Raw genomic sequence first — 20,477 nt, forward strand, 5'->3', positions numbered from 1 at the left:
AAGGAATGCTCAATGAAACTGACATCAAAAGGGCGATACGCGGTGACAGCAATGCTTGATGTTGCTTTACATGCAGATTCAGGACCGGTATCACTAGCTGATATTTCAGAACGTCAAGAAATTTCACTTTCTTATCTTGAACAATTGTTTGCTCGATTACGAAAAAATGGTTTGGTGCGCAGTGTTAGAGGCCCTGGTGGCGGTTATATACTGAGTCGTTCTATGGATCAAATTGCTATTAGTTCAATTGTTAAAGCTGTCGATGAAACAGTGCATGCGACAAAATGTCACGGGCAAGATGGATGTCAAGGCGGTGTTAGATGTTTAACCCATACACTGTGGAATGATTTAAGTGAACGAATTGAGGACTTTTTAACTAGCATTACATTGAGTGAATTGGTCAATAATAAAGAAGTTAAAGCTGTTGCTAGCCGACAAAGTAATATACAACACGTTCAAATTAATTAATAAAAATAGAATACAGAATTTCTCATTGGGAGTAATTAATGAAACTACCTATTTATATGGATTATGCAGCGACAACGCCTGTAGATCCTAGAGTTGCTGAAAAAATGATGCAGTATTTAACGCCAGACGGTATATTCGGTAACCCAGCATCTCGTTCCCACAAATTTGGCTGGCAAGCTGAAGAAGCCGTTGATATTGCCCGTAATCAAATTGCCGATCTTATTGGTGCTGATTCACGCGAAATTGTCTTTACGTCAGGGGCAACTGAAGCTGATAATTTAGCAATTAAAGGTGCCGCTCATTTTAATCAAGCCAAAGGTAAGCACATTATTACTTGTAAAACTGAGCACAAGGCTGTGCTTGATACTTGCCGCCAGCTTGAGCGAGAAGGTTATGAAGTAACTTATTTAACGCCAGAATCCGATGGGATCCTTGATCTTGATAAACTTGCAACGGCTATGCGTAGTGATACAACCGTTGTATCAATTATGCATGTCAACAATGAAACGGGTGTAATACAAGACATCGAAAAAATTGGTGAGATGTGCCGTGAAAGAGGCATTGTTTTTCATGTTGATGCAACCCAGTCTGTTGGTAAATTACCAATTGATGTAGCTAACTTAAAAGTTGATTTAATGTCATTTTCTGGTCATAAAATTTATGGGCCAAAAGGTATTGGTGGGCTTTATGTAAGGCGTAAACCGCGTGTTCGTATTGAAGCTCAAATGCATGGCGGTGGTCATGAACGAGGTATGCGCTCTGGTACTTTACCTGTGCATCAAATTGTGGGCATGGGTGAAGCGTATCATATAGCTAAACAAGAGATGGTTACTGAAATGCCTCGTTTATTGGCTTTAAAAAATCGTTTATGGGATGGTTTAAAAGACATTGAAGAGGTTTATTTAAATGGTTCTTTGGAGCACAGTGTGCCAAATATCTTAAATGTGAGTTTTGCTTACATTGAAGGTGAATCGTTGATGATGGCTTTAAAAGATTTAGCTGTTTCATCTGGTTCTGCATGCACATCTGCGAGTTTAGAGCCGTCTTATGTATTACGAGCATTAGGGCTTAATGATGAGCTGGCTCATAGTTCAATTCGATTTTCTATTGGTCGTTTTACCACAGAAGAAGAAATTGATTATGTCATTAAATTAATCAGAGAATCTATTGGGAAATTAAGGGATTTATCGCCTCTTTGGGAAATGTTTAAAGATGGCGTTGATTTAACAAAGATTAAATGGTCAGCACATTAAAATTGGGAGTAAATTATGGCATATAGTGAAAAAGTTGTTGATCATTACGAAAACCCACGTAATGTTGGTTCGTTTGATCAAAATGATCCTAATGTTGGTAGTGGTATGGTTGGCGCACCAGCGTGTGGTGATGTGATGCGTCTACAAATCAAAGTGAATGACAACGGTATTATTGAAGATGCTAAGTTTAAAACTTATGGTTGTGGTAGTGCAATTGCATCAAGTTCTTTGGTTACAGAATGGATAAAAGGTAAATCATTAGACGAAGCAGAAGCTATCAAAAATACGGATATTGCTAAAGAACTTGCTTTACCACCGGTTAAAATTCACTGTTCAATTCTAGCGGAAGATGCAATTAAAGCTGCTATTGATGACTACAAAACCAAAAAAGGACAACGTTAATGGCAATCACATTGACTAATAGCGCAGCTGATCGTGTTCAAGCCTTTTTGGCTAATCGCGGAAAGGGTGTTGGGTTACGATTAGGTGTTAAAACATCTGGTTGCTCTGGTATGGCTTATGTTTTAGAGTTTGCCGATGTGATTAATGATGATGATAGTGTCTTTGAAGATAAACATGTCAAAGTTATCGTGGATAAAAAAAGCTTAGTTTATATTGATGGTACTGAACTTGATTTTGTTAAAGAAGGATTAAATGAAGGTTTCAAGTTTAATAATCCTAATACGAAGCACGAATGTGGCTGTGGCGAAAGCTTTAATGTGTAATCGGACACAATAATTATGGTTAATTACTTCGAGCTATTTAGTTTGCCAGCTCAATTGCCGGTAGATGTCGCTCAACTAACAACTCATTATCAGCAATTGCAAAAGCAATATCATCCAGATAATTTTGCTGTTGTAAACGATATTGATAAAGTGGCAATTGTTCAAAAGTCAGCAATCATTAATGATGGTTATCATACGTTAAAAAATCCAATTAAAGCCGCTGAGTATTTTTTATCTCTACAAGGTTTTGACGTAGCAACTGAACAAAGTATTATTCATGATACTGATTTTTTAATGGAGCAATTTTTTTTACGTGAAAGACTTGATGATATCGAACGTAAAGATAATTTTGAATTATTAGATGATTTTTATGCTGAGATTGTTGCTTGTCAAAAGATAGTTTATAACGAATTATTACAATTTATTACTAATCAAGATTGGTCAAAAGCACTTAATCAGATCTATAAAATTCGCTATCTTGCCAGATTGATTGAACAAATCGAAAAGTTACAAGAAAAGCAATTTGATTTATAATTTAAGATAAGTAACATATCGATAGAGATAGATTAAATGGTATTATTACAGATCAGCGAACCAGGACAAACTCCACTACCACATCAGCGCCGCCTTGCTGTAGGAATTGATCTTGGTACAACTAATTCATTAGTAGCAACGGTACGAAGTGGACAAGCAGAGGTATTGCCTGATTTAGAAGGTAATCCGCTATTGCCATCCGTTGTGCATTATGGCATCGATCATGATGATAACTTTGTTATCACGATTGGAAAAAATGCCAAAGATAATGCTGTGAATGATCCGCAAAATACAGTTAGCTCTATTAAGAGATTAATGGGGCGAAGTTTATCTGATATAGATTTATCACAATTTCCTTATACTTTTTCACAAACTGAAAATGGTGTTCCTTTATTAAATTTGCCTAATGAGCAAGTAAATCCAATACAAGTTTCATCAGAAATTTTGACAGCGTTAGCTGAGCGAGCAAAAGAGAGTTTACAAGGTGAAATTGATGGTGTGGTTATTACTGTGCCAGCTTATTTTGATGATGCACAACGGCAAGCAACAAAAGATGCTGCCAAATTAGCTGGTTTGCATGTATTGCGCCTACTTAATGAACCTACAGCCGCTGCGATTGCGTACGGTTTAGATTCAGGGAAGGAAGGTATAATCGCTGTTTATGATTTAGGTGGCGGTACTTTTGATATTTCTATTTTACGCTTAAATAAAGGTGTTTTTGAGGTTCTAGCAACTAGCGGTGACTCAGCTCTTGGTGGTGATGATTTTGATCGGCTACTTGCTGACTATATAAAAGAGAAATTAGGATTAACTAATAATATAGATCCTTATATTAATCAAAAAATCAGTAGCCAAGCTACCGAAATAAAGATTTTATTAAGTGAGCAAGATTTAGCTGTATTTTCTCTGGATAATCAATCTTTGACTATTACTCGCCAGCAATTTCAACAATTAATTGAGCCATTGGTTAAACGCACTTTAGCTGTTTGTCGCCGTGCATTGAAAGATGCCGAGATTAATGTGGATGAAGTAGTTGAAGTTGTTATGGTTGGCGGCTCTACTCGTGTGCCATTAGTGCGAGAATTAGTAGGGAATTATTTTAAAACTAATCCCTTGATATCTATCGATCCTGATAAAGTAGTTGCTATTGGTGCAGCTATTCAGGCCGATATTTTGGTTGGCAATAAACCCGATTCAGATATGTTATTGCTTGATGTGATCCCATTGTCGTTAGGCATTGAGATCATGGGTGAATTGGTCGAAAAAATTATTCCACGTAATAGTACAATTCCGTGTGCAAGAGCTCAAGAGTTTACAACTTTTAAAGATGGTCAAACCGCGATGATGGTTCATGTTTTACAAGGAGAACGTGAAAGTGTTGCTGATTGTCGATCTTTGGCTCGTTTTACTCTGCAAGGTATTCCAGCAATGCCTGCTGGTGGTGCGCACATTAGGGTGACTTTCCAAGTTGATGCTGATGGTTTATTAAGTGTAACAGCAATGGAAAAATCAACGGGTATTGAAGCTGCTATCCAAGTAAAACCTTCATATGGACTGACTGATAATGAAATTGCCGATATGATTCAAGATTCAATCAGTTACGCACAGCAAGATAAACAGATTCGAATACTTGCTGAACAAAAAGTTGAGGCAGCTAGAGTGCTTGAAAGCTTGCAAAGTGCTTTAGATAAAGATGCTGGCTTATTAGATGAAAGTGAACTAAACCATATTTTAATTGCTAAGCATCAATTACAAGCTGTAAGTGAGTCAAATGACAGTTATGCAATTGAAAAACAAATTAAAATTGTTGATAAAGTAACACAAAATTTTGCAGCTAAGCGAATGGATAGGTCAATTCGACATGCGTTAACTGGCCATAACGTTGATGATATTTAACTAACGAGATTATTATGCCAAAAATTACTTTTTTACCGAATGCGGAGCTTTGTCCAGATGGAAAAACTGTTGATGCCCAAGAAGGCGAATCCATTTTAGAAGTGGCATTGCGCAATGATATTGAAATCGAGCATGCTTGTGAAATGTCATGTGCTTGTTCAACATGCCACTGTATTGTGCGTAAGGGATTTGATTCGCTTGAAGTAAGCGATGAGCAAGAAGATGATATGTTAGATAAAGCCTGGGGAGTTGAACTGCATAGTCGTTTAAGCTGTCAAGCTCGTGTCACGAATGAAGATTTAGAGGTCGAAATCCCAAGATATAGCCTTAATCATGCCAAAGAAGATCATTAGGAAGTTATCATAATGATTATCCATTATGGGTTAATATAAAAATAACATTAAATCTGGTTATTTGATTGAAATTTGGTAATTGTAAATTAATAACCAGAAAAAGCTTCCCATCTTTAAACCCAAATATCTGTATTTATTCCTTGCCGTTAGTTAACTAACAGAGTATAATCGGCTCACTTTGTTTATTGCCTTTATGTAAGCAAATGAGAAAAAGATATAATTGTTATATAAAAAATAGCTAATTATATCAACAATACTCCCGATTTGGGGGTTACGAAAAAGAACGGATTACACTCTCCTGTCAATCGAAACAGGGAAAGAGGAGTAGTCTTTTGTTATAACTTTTAAATAATGGAGCTCTGGTCTCATGTCGAACCAAAGAATCCGTATCCGGTTAAAAGCGTTTGATCATCGTTTGATTGATCAATCAACTGCTGAAATTGTAGAAACTGCGAAGCGCACAGGTGCGCAAGTTCGTGGTCCTATTCCATTACCGACACGCAAAGAGCGTTTCACTGTATTGATTTCTCCACACGTAAATAAAGATGCGCGTGATCAGTACGAGATTCGCACTCATAAGCGTCTAGTTGATATTGTTGAGCCAACTGAAAAAACAGTTGATGCTTTAATGCGTCTAGACCTTGCTGCCGGTGTTGATGTGCAGATCAGTTTAGGTTAATCCTAAGCTGAATGATTGAGAGGTCGAAATAATGATTGGTTTAATCGGTCGTAAAGTAGGAATGACGCGTATCTTCACTGAAGATGGTGTTTCTATTCCTGTCACCGTAGTTGAAGTTCAAAGCAACCGCATTACTCAAGTTAAAACACTTGAGAATGATGGTTATCAAGCTATTCAGGTTACTACTGGCAGCAAAAAAGCAAGCCGCGTAAACAAACCTGAAGCAGGTCATTTCGCTAAGGCTGGCGTTGAAGCTGGTCGTGGTCTATGGGAATTCCGTTTTGAAGAAGGCGAATTTTCTGTAGGTCAAAGTATTAACGTTGATATCTTCGCTGACGTTAAGAAAGTTGATGTTACTGGAACATCTAAAGGTAAAGGTTTTGCTGGCGTTACTAAACGTTGGAATTTCCGTACTCAAGATGCTACTCATGGTAACTCTTTGGCACACCGTGGTCATGGTTCTATTGGTCAAAACCAAACTCCGGGTAAAGTGTTTAAAGGTCGTAAAATGGCAGGTCACCTAGGTAATGAACGTGTAACTGTTCAAAACTTAGATATTGTACGTGTTGATGCTGAACGTAATCTTTTATTAATTAAAGGTGCAGTTCCTGGCTCAATCAATAGTGACGTAATTGTTAAACCGGCAATCAAGGCTTAACGTCGAGGAGATAGAGATGGAATTAGTAGTAAAAGACGCGAAAGCGCTTTCTGTTTCCGAAACTACCTTCGGACGTGAGTTTAATGAAGCGTTAGTTCATCAAGTAGTTGTTGCTTATGCATCTGCTGCTCGTCAAGGTTCTCGCGCACAAAAAACTCGTGCAGAAATCGCTGGTTCAGGTAAAAAACCATGGCGTCAAAAAGGTACCGGTCGTGCTCGTTCAGGTTCAATTAAGAGCCCAATCTGGCGCAGTGGTGGTGTAACATTTGCAGCAAAACCACAAGATCATAGCCAAAAAGTTAACCGTAAAATGTATCGTGGTGCATTAAAGAGTATTTTCTCTGAATTAGTGCGTCAAGAACGTTTAGTTGTGGTTGAAACATTTACTGTTGAAGCACCTAAGACTAAATTATTAACTCAGAAATTAAACGATATGAATCTTAATGATGTTCTTATTATCGCTTCTGAAGTTGATGAAAATCTTTTCTTAGCAGCACGTAACTTACATAAAGTTGATGTGCGTGATGTGGCAGGTATTGATCCAGTTAGTTTGATTGCATTTGACAAAGTGGTTATCACAGTTGATGCCGTTAAACAAGTAGAGGAGATGTTAGCATGATTCGTGAAGAGCGTCTGCTTAAAGTCCTGCGAGCACCACATGTTTCTGAAAAAGCATCTATTTCAATGGAAAAAACAAATACATTAGTATTGAAAGTTGCTAAAGATGCTACTAAGAGAGAGATTAAAGCCGCAGTTGAACAACTATTTGAAGTTAAAGTAGATGACGTTAATACACTTGTTGTTAAAGGTAAAGTTAAACGTCGTGGTCAACAAATCGGTCGCCGTAGCGACTGGAAAAAAGCTTACGTTACTTTAGCAGAAGGTCAAAATTTAGACCTTGCTGGCGTCGCTGAGTAATTCGGAGGAGTAAGAACAATGGCAGTTGTTAAGTGTAAACCTACATCTCCGGGTCGTCGCCACGTTGTTAAAGTGGTTAACCCAGAGTTGCATAAAGGTAAACCTTATGCACCGTTGCTTGATTCAAAAAGCAAAACTGGTGGTCGCAATAATAATGGTCGTATCACTACCCGTCACATTGGTGGTGGTCATAAACAACATTATCGTATTGTTGACTTTAAGCGTAATAAAGATGGTATTCCAGCAGTTGTTGAACGTTTGGAATATGATCCAAACCGTAGTGCAAATATTGCATTGGTTTTATATAAAGACGGTGAACGCCGTTATATTTTAGCGCCTAAAGGCTTAAAAGCAGGTGATCAGATCCAATCTGGTGTTGATGCAGCAATTAAAACAGGTAACTGTTTACCAATGCGCAATATCCCAGTCGGTTCTACTGTGCATAATATTGAAATGAAACCAGGTAAAGGCGGACAAATTGCTCGCTCTGCTGGTAGTTATGTTCAAATCGTTGCGCGTGATGGTGCTTATGTAACATTACGTCTACGTTCAGGTGAAATGCGTAAAGTATTATCTGATTGTCGTGCCACTATTGGTGAAGTTGGTAATTCAGAGCATATGCTTCGTGTATTAGGTAAAGCGGGTGCAACGCGTTGGCGTGGTGTTCGTCCTACTGTTCGTGGTACAGCAATGAACCCGGTAGACCACCCACATGGTGGTGGTGAAGGTCGTAACTTTGGTAAACATCCTGTGTCTCCATGGGGTCAAAAAGCCAAAGGATTGAAAACGCGTAGCAACAAACGTACTGATAAGTATATTGTTCGCCGTCGCAATAAGAAATAATTAATATAGAGGATTAGCTATGCCACGTTCTCTCAAGAAGGGTCCTTTTATTGACCTACACTTGCTGAAGAAGGTAGAGAAAGCGGTGGAAAGCGGGGACAAGAAACCAATTCGTACTTGGTCCCGTCGTTCAACGATCTTTCCTAACATGATCGGTTTGACCATCGCTGTCCATAATGGTCGTCAGCACGTTCCAGTTTATGTTTCCGACGAAATGGTTGGTCATAAATTGGGTGAATTCGCGCCGACTCGTACTTATCGCGGCCATGCGGCTGATAAGAAAGCTAAGAAGAAATAAGTAGGAGAAAGAGATGGAAACAATTGCAAAGTACCGCCACGCTCGTTCTTCTGCACAAAAGGTTCGCTTAGTTGCAGATCTTGTTCGCGGTAAGAATGTGTCTCAGGCACTAGATATTTTAACGTACACCAATAAAAAAGCGGCTGTACTTGTTAAAAAAGTATTAGAGTCTGCTATTGCTAACGCAGAGCATAACGATGGTGCTGATATTGATGATCTAAAAGTTGCGAAGATTTTCGTAGATGAAGGCCCAACCATGAAGCGTATTATGCCTCGTGCGAAAGGTCGTGCAGATCGAATTTTGAAGCGTACGAGTCACATCACCGTGATCGTTTCAGATCGCTAGGCTGGAGAATAGCAATGGGTCAAAAAGTAAATCCAAATGGTATCCGATTAGGCATTGTCAAGCCTTGGACATCTACATGGTATTCGGGTACAAAGACATTCGCTGATAATTTAGAAAGTGATTTTAGAGTGCGTGAATTCTTAAATAAAGAATTGTCTCAAGCGTCAATCTCTAAGATTGTGATCGACCGTTCAGCAGAAACTAACGTTCGTATTACTATTCACACTGCTCGTCCGGGTATCGTGATTGGTAAAAAAGGCGAGGACGTTGAAAAATTACGTAATGCCGTAGCTTCTATTGTCAATAAATATAAAGACAAAAGAGAAAAACGTGATGTTGCAGTACAAATTAATATTGCTGAAGTTCGTAAACCAGAACTTGATGCTAAATTAGTTGCTGATAGCATTACTTCTCAGTTAGAACGCCGTGTTATGTTCCGTCGTGCTATGAAACGTGCGGTTCAAAATGCAATGAAGGCGGGTGCTAAAGGTATCAAAGTCGAAGTAAGTGGTCGTTTAGGCGGTGCTGAAATTGCTCGTAGCGAATGGTATCGTGAAGGTCGTGTACCTTTACATACATTACGAGCTGATATTGACTATGGTTTATCTGAAGCATTAACTACCTATGGTATTATTGGTGTTAAAGTGTGGATCTTCAAAGGTGAGATCCTTGGTGGTATGGCTGCCGTTGAACAAGCAGAAAAACAACCTGCTGCTCAACCGAAAAAGCAGCGAAAAGGCCGAAAACAATAAGGAGCGTCGCTGATGTTACAACCAAAGCGTACAAAATTCCGTAAAGTGCACAAGGGCCGCAATCGTGGTCTTGCTGTAAGTACTGACGTTAGTTTCGGTACATTCGGTCTTAAGGCTGTAGGTCGTGGTCGTTTGACTGCGCGCCAGATCGAAGCAGCACGTCGTGCAATGACTCGTGCAGTTAAGCGTCAAGGTAAAATCTGGATTCGAGTTTTCCCTGATAAACCAATTACCGAAAAACCACTTGCAGTGCGTATGGGTAAAGGTAAGGGTAACGTTGAATACTGGGTTGCTCAGATTCAACCAGGTAAAGTCCTTTATGAAATGGACGGTGTACCGGAAGAAGTTGCTCGTGAAGCATTTGCGTTGGCAGCTGCAAAACTGCCAATTAAAACCACCTTTGTGATTAAGACGGTGATGTAAATGAAAGCAAAAGAGCTACGCGAAAAAAGCGTTGAAGAGTTAAATACTGAACTTCTTAATTTATTACGTGAGCAATTTAACTTACGTATGCAATTAGCTGGAGGTCAGTTAACACAGACTCATATGTTAAAACAAGTGCGTCGTAATATTGCACGTGTTAAAACATTATTAACTGAAAAGGCGGGTGCGTAATATGACTACTGAAGTAAAAATTCGTACTCAGCAAGGTCGTGTTATTAGCGACAAAATGGATAAATCTATTACTGTAGCTATTGAACGTAAAGTGAAGCATCCGTTATATGGTAAGTTCATTAAACGTACGACTAAATTGCATGTACATGATGAAAACAACGAGTGTGGTATTGGTGATACTGTAGAGATTAAAGAGTGTCGTCCATTATCAAAAACCAAATCTTGGACTCTTGTTCGAATCGTTGAAAAAGCAGTTATTTAATCTTTTTTTGATTGAAAACTGTACATAATATAATAAACGGCTGAACGGCCGTTTATTTTATGCTATCCATTTTATTTGAGTGGTGTTATACTATGCATCCTCACGTAAGTGGGTTTTTGGTTGTCTATTCTTATCCATGGTAGTTGAGGTGGATGAAGGTAGATTAGACAATAATTAATTTATACGGAGCATTAAAATGATCCAAGAACAGACTAGGCTAGATGTTGCCGATAACTCTGGCGCACGTAGCGTAATGTGTATCAAGGTTCTCGGTGGATCGCACCGTCGTTATGCAGCAGTAGGCGATATCATCAAAGTTACCATTAAAGAAGCAATTCCGCGTGGTAAAGTTAAAAAAGGTGATGTACTTAAAGCTGTTGTTGTGCGCACTAGAAAAGGTGTTCGTCGCCCTGATGGATCTGTCATTCGTTTCGATCGCAATGCTTGTGTTATTTTAAATAATAACAGTGAGCAACCGATTGGTACGCGTATTTTTGGACCGGTCACTCGTGAACTTCGCTCTGAGAAGTTTATGAAGATCATTTCATTAGCACCAGAAGTACTGTAAGGAGCGGGTAATGGCAGCGAAAATCCGTCGAGAAGATGAAGTTATCGTGTTAACTGGCAAAGATAAAGGTAAACGCGGTAAAGTTAAGAGTGTTTTGTCTACAGGCAAAGTGATTGTTGAAGGTATCAATTTGGTGAAAAAACATCAAAAACCAGTACCTGCATTAAATCAAGAAGGTGGAATTGTTGAAAAAGAAGCAGCTATCAATGTTTCTAATGTGGCAATTTTTAATCCAGCTACAGGCAAAGCAGATCGCGTAGGCTTTCGTATTGAAGACGGTAAAAAAGTCCGTTTTTATAAGTCTACTAATGAATTAATCAATTAAGTAATTTGGAGTGTACGATGGCGAAACTGCATGATTACTACAAAGCACAGGTAGTAAATAAACTGCAAGAACAGTTTGGCTACAAATCTGTCATGCAAGTCCCTCGGATCGAAAAGATCACCTTGAATATGGGTGTGGGTGAAGCAATTACTGATAAGAAATTATTAGATAATGCTGTTGCAGATTTAGCTGCAATCAGTGGTCAAAAACCACTAGTCACTAAAGCACGCAAATCAGTTGCTGGTTTTAAAATCCGTCAAGGGTATCCTATTGGTTGTAAAGTCACTTTACGTGGCGAACGTATGTGGGAATTTTTTGAGCGTCTAGTTTATATTGCCCTTCCTCGTACTCGAGATTTTCGCGGTTTAAGCGCAAAATCTTTTGATGGTCGTGGCAACTATAGCATGGGTGTTCGTGAGCAAATCGTTTTCCCTGAAATCGATTATGACAAAGTTGATCGTGTTCGTGGTTTAGATATTACTATCACCACTACTGCACAATCAGATGAAGAAGGCCGAGCTTTATTATCTGCCTTTAACTTCCCATTTCGTAAGTAAGGTAGGGCATAATGGCTAAACAATCAATGATTGAACGCGATAAGAAACGCGTAAAGCTAGCAGAAAAATATTTTGCAAAGCGTCAAGAATTAAAAGCGATTATCTCTGATCTTAATGCATCAGATGAAGATCGTTGGAATGCAGTGCTTAAATTGCAAACGCTTCCTCGTGATTCTAGTCCATCACGTCAACGTCGTCGTTGTCGTCAAACTGGTCGTCCTCATGGCGTCCTTCGTAAGTTTGGTTTAAGCCGTATTAAGGTTCGTGAGTCAGCCATGCGTGGTGAGATTCCTGGTCTTAAAAAGGCAAGTTGGTAATCAGGGGAGTGTTATAGATGAGCATGCAAGATCCTATAGCAGATATGTTGACCCGTATTCGTAATGGTCAATCTGCGAATAAAGTTGCAGTCACCATGCCTTCCTCTAAGCTAAAAGTGGCAATTGCCAATGTGCTAAAAGAAGAAGGTTATATTGGGGACTTTAAAGTTGTTGGTGACACTAAGCCGGAACTGGAAATTACTTTAAAATATTTCCAAGGTAAAGCTGTTGTAGAAAGTATCAAACGTGTTAGCCGTCCAGGTTTACGTATTTATAAACGTAAAGATGAATTGCCGAAAGTTATGGCAGGATTAGGTATCGCAGTTGTTTCTACTTCTAAAGGTGTTATGACTGATCGTGCAGCACGCCAAGCAGGTCTTGGTGGTGAAATTATCTGCTACGTAGCGTAAGGGAGAAAAGAATGTCTCGTGTTGCAAAAGCACCTGTCGTTGTTCCTGCTGGCGTAGAGGTAAAACTCAATGGTCAGGTAATTACGATTAAAGGTAAAAATGGCGAATTATCTCGCACAATAAATAATGCTGTTGTGATTAATCAAGAAGAAGGACAAATTAAATTTGCTCCTCGTGTTGGTTTTGCAGATGCTTGGGCTCAAGCTGGAACTGCGCGTGCTTTGATTAATTCAATGGTTATTGGTGTTACTGAAGGTTTTACTAAAAAACTTCAGCTAGTTGGTGTCGGTTATCGTGCACAAGTGAAAGGTAATACAATTAGTTTATCTCTTGGATATTCACATCCAATTGAACATCAATTACCTGCAGGTGTAACAGCTGAGTGTCCATCTCAAACTGAAATCGTATTAAAAAGTACTGATAAACAGTTAATCGGGCAAGTAGCTGCTGATATCCGTGCTTATCGTCGTCCTGAACCTTATAAAGGTAAAGGTGTTCGTTACGCAGATGAAGTTGTGCGTACTAAAGAAGCTAAGAAAAAGTAAGGTAACACTATGGATAAGAAATCAGCTCGTATCCGTCGTGCAACTAAAGCGCGTCGCAAGATGCATGAACTACTTGCAACTCGCTTGGTAGTTCACCGCACTCCGCGTCATATTTATGCGCAGATTATCGCACCAAACGGATCAGAAGTACTGGCAGCCGCTTCTACATTAGAAAAAGCTATCAGTGAAAGTTTAAAATACACAGGAAACAAAGACGCTGCAGCAGCAGTTGGTAAAGCAATTGCTGAACGTGCGTTAGCAAAAGATATCAAAGAAGTTTCATTTGATCGTTCAGGTTTCCAATATCATGGTCGAGTTCAGGCGCTAGCAGATGCTGCTCGCGAAGCTGGCCTACAGTTCTAAGGTAGGAGTTAAAGATGTCAAACATCGAAAAACAAGCTGGTGAACTGCAGGAAAAACTAATCGCAGTTAACCGAGTTTCTAAAACTGTAAAAGGTGGTCGTATTTTTAGTTTTTCTGCACTAACAGTTGTTGGTGACGGTAATGGCCGCGTAGGTTTTGGATATGGTAAAGCACGTGAAGTGCCAGCAGCAATCCAAAAAGCAATGGAAAAAGCACGTCGCAATATGATTAATGTTGCTTTAAATAACGATACTTTACAGCATCCTGTTAAAGGTGCTCACACAGGCTCTCGTGTTTATATGCAACCAGCATCAGAAGGTACTGGTATTATCGCCGGTGGTGCGATGCGTGCAGTTTTAGAAGTTGCTGGAGTTCGTAACGTTCTAGCTAAAGCATATGGTTCTACTAACCCAATTAATGTGGTTCGTGCAACTATTGATGGCTTAGAAAGTATGAAATCACCAGAAATGGTTGCTGCTAAACGTGGTAAAACCGTCGAAGAAATTTTGGGGTAATTAACCATGGCAAAAACAATTAAAATTACACAAACTCGTAGTTCTATAGGTCGTCTGCCTAAGCATAAAGCGACATTAGTAGGTCTAGGATTACGTCGTATTGGTCATACTGTTGAGCGCGAGGATACTCCTGCAATTCGTGGTATGGTAAACCAAGTTTATTACATGGTTAAAGTGGAGGAGTAATAGTAATGCGTTTAAATACTTTATCTCCTGCTGAAGGTTCAAAGCATGCACCAAAACGTCTGGGTCGAGGAATCGGTTCAGGATTAGGTAAAACTGGTACTCGTGGTATTAAAGGTCAAAAATCTCGTTCAGGTGGTGGCGTTCGTCGCGGCTTTGAAGGTGGTCAAATGCCTTTATATCGTCGTTTACCAAAATTTGGTTTTACCTCACGTAAAGCTCAAGTTACAGCTCAAGTTCGTCTTTCAGATTTGATGAAAGTCGAAGGCGATATTGTTGACCTAAATAGCTTAAAAGTTGCAAATGTGATTAATTCACATATCGAATATGCAAAAATCATGTTATCTGGAGAAGTAACCAAACCAGTAACTATTCGCGGTATTCGAGTAACTAAAGGTGCTAAAGCTGCAATTGAAGCTGCTGGCGGAAAAATTGAGGAATAATTAGAAAGATGGCAAAGCAACCAGGATTAGATTTTCAAAGTACACGGGGCGGTAGTGGTGAGCTTAAAAGACGCTTGATGTTTGTGCTTTTAGCGCTTATTGTTTTTCGTCTTGGTTCTTATATTCCGGTTCCTGGTATTGATACAAAAGCGTTATCGGACTTATTAACAATAGCATCGTCAAACGGTATTGTTGGTATGTTCAATATGTTCTCTGGTGGTGCTTTAAGCCGTGCTTCAATTTTTGCATTAGGGATAATGCCTTATATTTCCGCATCAATTATCGTGCAGTTATTAACGGCAATTAGCCCTAAGTTAGCAGAATTGAAGAAAGAAGGTGAATCAGGTCGTAAAAAAATTAGTCAGTACACTCGTTATGGCACACTTGCTTTAGCAATAGTACAGGCTATTGGTATTTCAACTGGTTTACCAAATATTCCTGGTTATGAACATGTTGTAATTAATCCAGGATTTTCTTTCTATTTTATCGCATCGGTTAGCTTAGTTACTGGCACTATGTTTCTTATGTGGTTGGGCGAACAAATCACCGAACGAGGTGTAGGTAATGGTATTTCTATCATTATCTTTGCTGGTATTGTGGCAAGTCTTCCTCATGCTATTTATGAAACACTTGAACAAGCTCGCTCTGGTTCATTGCATCCGATTTTATTATTGGTTGTTGCTGCATTAGTGGTTGGTGTAACTTATTTTGTTGTATTTGTTGAACGTGGTCAGCGACGAATTGTTGTTAACTATGCGCAACGACAACAAGGTCGTCGTGTTTACGCAGCACAAAGTACACACTTACCATTAAAGATTAATATGGCAGGAGTTATTCCAGCGATATTTGCCTCGACAATTGCTATGTTACCATCAATGATGGCTTCTTGGTTCCAAGGAGATGGTGAAGGATGGAGATATTTTATTGTACTTATCGGTCAATACTTCAATCATGATCAACCGTTATACATAATCTTTTTTGCTGCGGCGATTATCTTCTTTTGTTTCTTCTATACAGCATTGGTTTTTAACCCAAGAGAAACAGCAGATCAGCTAAAAAAATCTGGTGCATTTATTCCAGGTATCCGTCCAGGTGAACAAACATCTAAGTATATTGACAAGGTAATGACTCGTTTAACGCTAATTGGCGCAATCTACATTACTTTTGTATGTTTGGTTCCAATGTTTATGACAAGCGCAATGAAGGTTCCAGTTCAATTTGGTGGGACATCGTTATTAATTGTTGTTGTTGTAATCATGGATTTTATGGCACAAGTACAGACTTTAATGATGCCAAATCGTTATGAGTCAGTGTTAAAGAAAGCGAATCTTAAAGGCTATGGCCGATAAGTTAGCCAGAAGTTACGGAGAAAAAAATGAAAGTTCGTGCTTCAGTCAAGAAATTATGCAGAAATTGTAAAATCATTAAACGTAATGGCATCGTTCGTGTTATTTGCGTTGAAGGTAAACACAAACAACGTCAAGGTTAATTTATTTAACTGGAAAGTTGAGCTTTTGCATATTTTTCTTGCCAAAGTATAGTAAAGCTGGCTAGAATAGCCAGCCTAGATTTATTTGTAAATTCACTGTTTGAGTATCCTGAAAACGGGCTTTTCAGTATGGTGAATTTGCTAAACATTAACAATAAAGGAGTGCATAGTGGCCCGTATAGCAGGCATTAACATTCCTGATCAACAACATGCTGTAATTGCTTTACAAGCAATTTATGGTATTGGAAATACTCGAGCTAAGACAATTTGTGCTGAAGCTGGTATTCCTGAACATGTTAAGATCAGAGAACTATCTGAAGATCAGATTGAAAAGTTACGTGAACAAGTCGCTAAATTCACTGTTGAAGGTGATTTACGCCGAGAAGTAACTATGAGTATCAAGCGTTTATTAGACCTTGGTTGTTATCGTGGCATGCGTCACCGTCGTGGACTTCCTGTTCGCGGTCAACGCACAAAGACTAACGCTCGTACCCGTAAGGGACCGCGTAAGCCAATCAAGAAATAATTGAGGTATAATTAAATGGCAAAGACACCTGTTCGTACACGTAAACGTGTAAAAAAGCAAGTTTCTGATGGTATAGCTCATATTCATGCATCATTCAACAATACAATCGTAACTATTACCGATCGTCAAGGTAATGCGTTAGGTTGGGCAACCGCTGGTGGTTCTGGTTTCCGTGGCTCTCGTAAATCAACTCCTTTTGCAGCTCAAGTGGCCGCAGAACGTTGTGCTGAAGCTGTCAAAGATTACGGAATTAAGAATCTGGAAGTTATGGTAAAAGGACCTGGTCCTGGTCGTGAGTCAACAATTCGTGCATTAAATGCAGCGGGTTATCGCATCACTAACATTACTGATGTTACTCCGATTCCTCATAACGGTTGTCGTCCACCAAAGAAACGTCGTGTTTAATTTTTTAAACATTGAATGTTTAGGATTATTGGAGAAATAAAATGGCAAGATATTTGGGACCAAAACTCAAATTAAGTCGTCGTGAAGGTACAGATTTATTCCTTAAATCTGGTGTCCGAGCGATTGATAGTAAATGTAAATTAGAACAAGCTCCTGGACAACATGGTGCGCGTAAACCGCGTTTATCAGATTATGGTGTTCAGTTACGTGAAAAGCAAAAAGTTAGACGTATTTATGGAATTTTAGAACGTCAATTCCGTAATTACTACAAAAGCGCAGCTCGAATTAAAGGCAATACCGGTGAAAACCTACTTGGTCTTTTAGAACGTCGCTTAGATAACGTTGTTTATCGCATGGGATTTGGTGCAACTCGTGCTGAAGCTCGTCAATTAGTTAGTCATAAAGCTGTTCTTGTTAATGGTCGTGTTGTGAATATTGCATCTTATCAAGTTTCACCTGAAGATGTGATTAGTGTTCGCGAAAAATCAAAAAAACAAGCACGTATTAAAGCCGCTTTAGAGCTAGCTGAACAACGTGAAAAACCAACATGGTTAGAAGTTGATGCTAGCAAAATGGAAGGTGTATTTAAACGCTTACCAGAACGTTCAGATTTATCTGCTGATATCAACGAACATTTGATCGTCGAACTTTACTCTAAGTAAAGTTTAGCACTTAAGAGAGGACATAATGCAGGGTTCTGTAACAGAGTTTTTAAAACCTCACCTAGTTGATGTTGTTCAATACAGCCAAACACATGCTAAAGTGACTTTAGAGCCACTAGAACGTGGTTTTGGCCATACTTTAGGTAATGCACTACGCCGCATTTTATTATCATCTATGCCGGGATATGCAGTAACCGAAGTTGAAATTGACGGTGTTCTGCATGAGTACAGTACTAAAGAAGGCGTTCAAGAAGATGTACTTGATATTCTGCTTAATTTAAAAAAATTAGCAGTACGTGTACATACGAAAGATGATGTTATGCTGACTTTAAACAAATCGGGCATAGGTGCAGTAACAGCATCTGATATCACTCATGATGGTGATGTTGAAATTGTTAATCCTGATTTAGTGATTTGTCATCTTACTGATGCCAATGCTTCAATTAGTATGCGTATTCGTGTACAACGAGGACGTGGTTATGTCCCTGCTTCTGCTCGCGTTAAGTCAGAAGATGAAGAACGACCAATCGGTCGTCTGTTAGTTGACGCATGTTATAGCCCTGTAGAGCGCATTGCATATTCTGTTGATGCTGCTCGTGTGGAACAACGTACGGATTTAGATAAACTTGTTATCGATATGGAAACTAATGGTACTATCGATCCAGAAGAATCTATTCGTCGTGCATCAACTATTTTGGCTGAACAACTTGAAGCTTTCGTTGATTTACGAGATGTACGTCAACCAGAAGTTAAAGAAGATAAACCGGAATTTGATCCAATCCTTTTACGTCCAGTAGATGATTTGGAATTAACTGTTCGGTCTGCTAATTGCTTAAAGGCAGAAGCAGTTCATTATATTGGTGATTTAGTACAACGTACCGAAGTTGAGTTACTTAAAACCCCTAATCTTGGTAAGAAATCACTTACTGAAATTAAGGACGTGCTCGCATCTCGTGGTTTATCTTTAGGCATGCGTCTTGAGAATTGGCCACCAGCAAGTATTGTTGAAGACTAAGATAAAATTTATATAAGAAGGATAAAGTTATGCGCCATCGTAAAAGTGGTCGTCAACTGAACCGAAATAGCAGCCATCGTCAAGCAATGTTTCGTAACATGACAAGTTCACTTGTTGAACATGAAATCATCAAAACTACATTGCCTAAAGCAAAAGAGTTGCGTCGTGTTGTTGAACCGTTAATTACGCTAGCCAAAAGCGATAGCGTAGCTAATCGCCGTCTGGCTTTTGCTCGTATCCGTGATAAAGATACAGTTAAAAAATTATTTTCAGATTTAGGTCCACGTTTTGCTACCCGTCCTGGCGGTTATGTACGTATTTTAAAATGTGGTTTCCGTGATGGAGATAATGCTCCAATGGCTTATATTGAATTAGTTGATCGTCCTGCAGTAGAAGAAGCAGCATCAGCTGAATAATAATAAATCATTGTGTATTAAAACCGGCTATATGCCGGTTTTTTATTTATGTTTACTATATTTGAAAACTCAAATTACTAACTTTAGTTAAAATTAGTTAAAAACTAAAAGAGATCAAGACAAAATTATTAAATAAATAATTGTTAACAACAGTTATTTACCTCATAAATACAATTAATAGTGAGGTGGTGGTGTTTCTTCAGATAAATTAGCAATGTTTGAAGGTTGTGTTGCCTGTAGTTTTTGAGACAATAACGTCAATTGTTCTTTTAATTTGCTAACATCAGCTTGAAGGTTAGTTACCATTTGATTAAGTTCTTCAATGGTGATTTCTTGAAAAGCTACTTTGGTTTCAAGTAATTCTAATTGCTGGTTCATAAAATAAATTCATATATAGATTAGTTGATTAAATTACATTGTAAGTAAAAATAGCTACGAAATCCATCCATGCTCTGCAAAAGAGAAATATTCACCTTTACCTATAACAATATGATCTATGACTCGAATATCAACCAATTCACAAACTTCTTCTATTTTTTGTGTAAGATGGCGATCTGCCTGACTAGGTTTTGCCACACCTGAAGGATGATTATGAGCTAGAATCAATGCGGCTGCGTTATGTTGTAATGCTCGTCTAACAACTTCTCTTGGGTGGACTTCAACACAATTATAGGTACCGACAAACATATCTTCTGATGCTATGACGCGATTTTGATTATCTAAAAAAATAACCATAAAAACTTCACGATCTTTATTAGCCAATCGACTAGCTAAATAGTGATGTGTCAAAGATGACGATGTCAAAAAATTATCGGTAGTCATTTTAACTTTTAAATATCTATAAGAAAGTTCAACAACTGCTTTCAATTGTGTATATTTAGCCGTTCCCAATCCTTTCTTCTTGCAAAAATCACTATGGCTTGCATTAATTAAATTATAAAAAGAACCAAACTCATTTAATAGCTTTTGTGACAGTTCCAAAACAGGCAAATCTCGAGTGCCAGTGCGTAAAAAAAGAGCAAGTAATTCAGTATCACTGAGTGCTTCAACGCCAAATTTTAAAAGCTTTTCACGCGGCATTAATGCTATTGGTTGTGAAGGCATAGTTGCAGATCCCAATAATCGTAAAATAAAGATT

37 protein-coding genes are annotated in these 20,477 nt (G+C 38.7%); 35 read left to right on the forward strand and 2 right to left on the reverse strand.

The features are described 5' to 3' along the window. Window positions 1-12 precede the first annotated feature (12 nt). From iscR to rplQ, 35 genes are all read left to right on the forward strand, one after another. Complete coding sequence (iscR, locus tag GYW75_RS10380; protein WP_065589729.1) at window positions 13-468, forward strand: Fe-S cluster assembly transcriptional regulator IscR; 456 nt, start codon at window positions 13-15, stop codon at window positions 466-468. Window positions 469-506: 38 nt separating this feature from the next. Next, window positions 507-1,721, forward strand: a complete 1,215-nt coding sequence (locus GYW75_RS10385; protein ID WP_065626326.1) for an IscS subfamily cysteine desulfurase — start codon at window positions 507-509, stop codon at window positions 1,719-1,721. Between the two features lie 15 nt (window positions 1,722-1,736). After that, entirely contained in the window at window positions 1,737-2,123 is a 387-nt protein-coding gene (gene iscU, locus GYW75_RS10390; RefSeq protein ID WP_034911174.1) for a Fe-S cluster assembly scaffold IscU, read from the forward strand. Then, window positions 2,123-2,446 (forward strand): iron-sulfur cluster assembly protein IscA, encoded by a 324-nt coding sequence (gene iscA, locus GYW75_RS10395; protein WP_065561024.1) that lies wholly within the window; start codon window positions 2,123-2,125, stop codon window positions 2,444-2,446. The genes iscU and iscA overlap by 1 nt, the downstream gene beginning before the upstream one ends. Window positions 2,447-2,461: 15 nt before the next feature. Next, a complete protein-coding gene (hscB, locus tag GYW75_RS10400; protein ID WP_174799323.1) occupies window positions 2,462-2,980 on the forward strand; it encodes a Fe-S protein assembly co-chaperone HscB in 519 nt (172 codons plus the stop codon). 36 nt (window positions 2,981-3,016) lie between these two features. Then, window positions 3,017-4,876, forward strand: a complete 1,860-nt coding sequence (hscA, locus tag GYW75_RS10405; protein WP_174799324.1) for a Fe-S protein assembly chaperone HscA — start codon at window positions 3,017-3,019, stop codon at window positions 4,874-4,876. A gap of 14 nt (window positions 4,877-4,890) precedes the next feature. Next, window positions 4,891-5,229 carry an ISC system 2Fe-2S type ferredoxin gene (fdx, locus tag GYW75_RS10410; protein ID WP_174799325.1) on the forward strand — a complete coding sequence of 113 codons (339 nt, stop codon included), beginning with the start codon at window positions 4,891-4,893 and terminating at the stop codon, window positions 5,227-5,229. 367 nt (window positions 5,230-5,596) lie between these two features. After that, a complete protein-coding gene (gene rpsJ, locus GYW75_RS10415) occupies window positions 5,597-5,908 on the forward strand; it encodes a 30S ribosomal protein S10 (protein ID WP_006120582.1) in 312 nt (103 codons plus the stop codon). A 31-nt stretch (window positions 5,909-5,939) separates the two neighbouring features. After that, window positions 5,940-6,566, forward strand: coding sequence for a 50S ribosomal protein L3 (gene rplC, locus GYW75_RS10420; RefSeq protein ID WP_174799326.1), 627 nt, complete (start codon window positions 5,940-5,942; stop codon window positions 6,564-6,566). A 16-nt stretch (window positions 6,567-6,582) separates the two neighbouring features. Next, window positions 6,583-7,185 (forward strand): 50S ribosomal protein L4, encoded by a 603-nt coding sequence (rplD, locus tag GYW75_RS10425; protein ID WP_034911160.1) that lies wholly within the window; start codon window positions 6,583-6,585, stop codon window positions 7,183-7,185. Next, entirely contained in the window at window positions 7,182-7,484 is a 303-nt protein-coding gene (rplW, locus tag GYW75_RS10430; RefSeq protein ID WP_034885052.1) for a 50S ribosomal protein L23, read from the forward strand. The genes rplD and rplW overlap by 4 nt, the downstream gene beginning before the upstream one ends. A gap of 18 nt (window positions 7,485-7,502) precedes the next feature. After that, window positions 7,503-8,327 (forward strand): 50S ribosomal protein L2, encoded by an 825-nt coding sequence (rplB, locus tag GYW75_RS10435; protein WP_034911158.1) that lies wholly within the window; start codon window positions 7,503-7,505, stop codon window positions 8,325-8,327. 19 nt (window positions 8,328-8,346) lie between these two features. Further along, on the forward strand, window positions 8,347-8,625 hold the full coding sequence (gene rpsS, locus GYW75_RS10440) for a 30S ribosomal protein S19 (RefSeq protein ID WP_024496505.1): 279 nt from the start codon (window positions 8,347-8,349) through the stop codon (window positions 8,623-8,625). Window positions 8,626-8,638: 13 nt separating this feature from the next. Beyond that, the gene (gene rplV, locus GYW75_RS10445) at window positions 8,639-8,971 is read left to right on the forward strand and encodes a 50S ribosomal protein L22 (protein WP_034947997.1); all 333 of its coding nucleotides are present in this window, start codon (window positions 8,639-8,641) and stop codon (window positions 8,969-8,971) included. A 14-nt stretch (window positions 8,972-8,985) separates the two neighbouring features. Beyond that, entirely contained in the window at window positions 8,986-9,723 is a 738-nt protein-coding gene (rpsC, locus tag GYW75_RS10450; protein WP_065561018.1) for a 30S ribosomal protein S3, read from the forward strand. 12 nt (window positions 9,724-9,735) lie between these two features. Then, the gene (rplP, locus tag GYW75_RS10455) at window positions 9,736-10,146 is read left to right on the forward strand and encodes a 50S ribosomal protein L16 (protein WP_034911153.1); all 411 of its coding nucleotides are present in this window, start codon (window positions 9,736-9,738) and stop codon (window positions 10,144-10,146) included. Next, the gene (rpmC, locus tag GYW75_RS10460) at window positions 10,147-10,338 is read left to right on the forward strand and encodes a 50S ribosomal protein L29 (RefSeq protein WP_034902373.1); all 192 of its coding nucleotides are present in this window, start codon (window positions 10,147-10,149) and stop codon (window positions 10,336-10,338) included. It abuts the gene before it with no gap. A 1-nt stretch (window position 10,339) separates the two neighbouring features. Beyond that, window positions 10,340-10,600 (forward strand): 30S ribosomal protein S17, encoded by a 261-nt coding sequence (gene rpsQ, locus GYW75_RS10465; RefSeq protein WP_034911151.1) that lies wholly within the window; start codon window positions 10,340-10,342, stop codon window positions 10,598-10,600. Between the two features lie 196 nt (window positions 10,601-10,796). Further along, window positions 10,797-11,168: a 50S ribosomal protein L14 gene (gene rplN, locus GYW75_RS10470; RefSeq protein WP_025314392.1), complete on the forward strand. Its 372-nt coding sequence runs from the start codon at window positions 10,797-10,799 to the stop codon at window positions 11,166-11,168. A 10-nt stretch (window positions 11,169-11,178) separates the two neighbouring features. Further along, the gene (gene rplX / locus GYW75_RS10475; protein WP_065561017.1) at window positions 11,179-11,493 is read left to right on the forward strand and encodes a 50S ribosomal protein L24; all 315 of its coding nucleotides are present in this window, start codon (window positions 11,179-11,181) and stop codon (window positions 11,491-11,493) included. Between the two features lie 17 nt (window positions 11,494-11,510). Further along, entirely contained in the window at window positions 11,511-12,050 is a 540-nt protein-coding gene (gene rplE / locus GYW75_RS10480; protein ID WP_025314394.1) for a 50S ribosomal protein L5, read from the forward strand. Window positions 12,051-12,061: 11 nt separating this feature from the next. Continuing rightward, the gene (rpsN, locus tag GYW75_RS10485; protein WP_025314395.1) at window positions 12,062-12,367 is read left to right on the forward strand and encodes a 30S ribosomal protein S14; all 306 of its coding nucleotides are present in this window, start codon (window positions 12,062-12,064) and stop codon (window positions 12,365-12,367) included. 17 nt (window positions 12,368-12,384) lie between these two features. Then, window positions 12,385-12,777 (forward strand): 30S ribosomal protein S8, encoded by a 393-nt coding sequence (gene rpsH / locus GYW75_RS10490; RefSeq protein WP_034911147.1) that lies wholly within the window; start codon window positions 12,385-12,387, stop codon window positions 12,775-12,777. Between the two features lie 11 nt (window positions 12,778-12,788). After that, window positions 12,789-13,322, forward strand: a complete 534-nt coding sequence (gene rplF / locus GYW75_RS10495) for a 50S ribosomal protein L6 (RefSeq protein WP_174799327.1) — start codon at window positions 12,789-12,791, stop codon at window positions 13,320-13,322. A 9-nt stretch (window positions 13,323-13,331) separates the two neighbouring features. Next, window positions 13,332-13,685 (forward strand): 50S ribosomal protein L18, encoded by a 354-nt coding sequence (rplR, locus tag GYW75_RS10500; RefSeq protein ID WP_025314398.1) that lies wholly within the window; start codon window positions 13,332-13,334, stop codon window positions 13,683-13,685. 14 nt (window positions 13,686-13,699) lie between these two features. After that, window positions 13,700-14,200, forward strand: a complete 501-nt coding sequence (gene rpsE / locus GYW75_RS10505) for a 30S ribosomal protein S5 (protein WP_034911141.1) — start codon at window positions 13,700-13,702, stop codon at window positions 14,198-14,200. Between the two features lie 6 nt (window positions 14,201-14,206). Next, on the forward strand, window positions 14,207-14,386 hold the full coding sequence (rpmD, locus tag GYW75_RS10510) for a 50S ribosomal protein L30 (RefSeq protein WP_025314400.1): 180 nt from the start codon (window positions 14,207-14,209) through the stop codon (window positions 14,384-14,386). Window positions 14,387-14,391: 5 nt separating this feature from the next. Continuing rightward, complete coding sequence (rplO, locus tag GYW75_RS10515) at window positions 14,392-14,826, forward strand: 50S ribosomal protein L15 (protein WP_174799328.1); 435 nt, start codon at window positions 14,392-14,394, stop codon at window positions 14,824-14,826. 8 nt (window positions 14,827-14,834) lie between these two features. After that, entirely contained in the window at window positions 14,835-16,175 is a 1,341-nt protein-coding gene (gene secY, locus GYW75_RS10520; protein WP_174799329.1) for a preprotein translocase subunit SecY, read from the forward strand. A 26-nt stretch (window positions 16,176-16,201) separates the two neighbouring features. Continuing rightward, window positions 16,202-16,315, forward strand: a complete 114-nt coding sequence (rpmJ, locus tag GYW75_RS10525) for a 50S ribosomal protein L36 (protein WP_025314403.1) — start codon at window positions 16,202-16,204, stop codon at window positions 16,313-16,315. Between the two features lie 169 nt (window positions 16,316-16,484). Next, window positions 16,485-16,841 (forward strand): 30S ribosomal protein S13, encoded by a 357-nt coding sequence (rpsM, locus tag GYW75_RS10530; RefSeq protein ID WP_025314404.1) that lies wholly within the window; start codon window positions 16,485-16,487, stop codon window positions 16,839-16,841. A gap of 15 nt (window positions 16,842-16,856) precedes the next feature. Continuing rightward, window positions 16,857-17,246, forward strand: a complete 390-nt coding sequence (gene rpsK / locus GYW75_RS10535) for a 30S ribosomal protein S11 (protein WP_025314405.1) — start codon at window positions 16,857-16,859, stop codon at window positions 17,244-17,246. 41 nt (window positions 17,247-17,287) lie between these two features. Further along, a complete protein-coding gene (rpsD, locus tag GYW75_RS10540; protein ID WP_034911134.1) occupies window positions 17,288-17,908 on the forward strand; it encodes a 30S ribosomal protein S4 in 621 nt (206 codons plus the stop codon). A 25-nt stretch (window positions 17,909-17,933) separates the two neighbouring features. Then, window positions 17,934-18,923, forward strand: coding sequence for a DNA-directed RNA polymerase subunit alpha (locus GYW75_RS10545; protein ID WP_034911133.1), 990 nt, complete (start codon window positions 17,934-17,936; stop codon window positions 18,921-18,923). A 29-nt stretch (window positions 18,924-18,952) separates the two neighbouring features. Further along, window positions 18,953-19,339 carry a 50S ribosomal protein L17 gene (rplQ, locus tag GYW75_RS10550; protein WP_065589720.1) on the forward strand — a complete coding sequence of 129 codons (387 nt, stop codon included), beginning with the start codon at window positions 18,953-18,955 and terminating at the stop codon, window positions 19,337-19,339. 174 nt (window positions 19,340-19,513) lie between these two features. Here rplQ and GYW75_RS10555 read toward each other — a convergent pair whose 3' ends face one another. Beyond that, window positions 19,514-19,717, reverse strand: a complete 204-nt coding sequence (locus tag GYW75_RS10555) for a SlyX family protein (RefSeq protein ID WP_034911129.1) — start codon at window positions 19,715-19,717, stop codon at window positions 19,514-19,516. Between the two features lie 54 nt (window positions 19,718-19,771). After that, the gene (radC, locus tag GYW75_RS10560) at window positions 19,772-20,443 is read right to left on the reverse strand and encodes a RadC family protein (protein WP_065589719.1); all 672 of its coding nucleotides are present in this window, start codon (window positions 20,441-20,443) and stop codon (window positions 19,772-19,774) included. Window positions 20,444-20,477 lie beyond the last annotated feature (34 nt).

It is taken from the genome of Gilliamella sp. ESL0232 (genome assembly GCF_013346885.1).
GTDB lineage: Bacteria > Pseudomonadota > Gammaproteobacteria > Enterobacterales > Orbaceae > Gilliamella > Gilliamella bombi.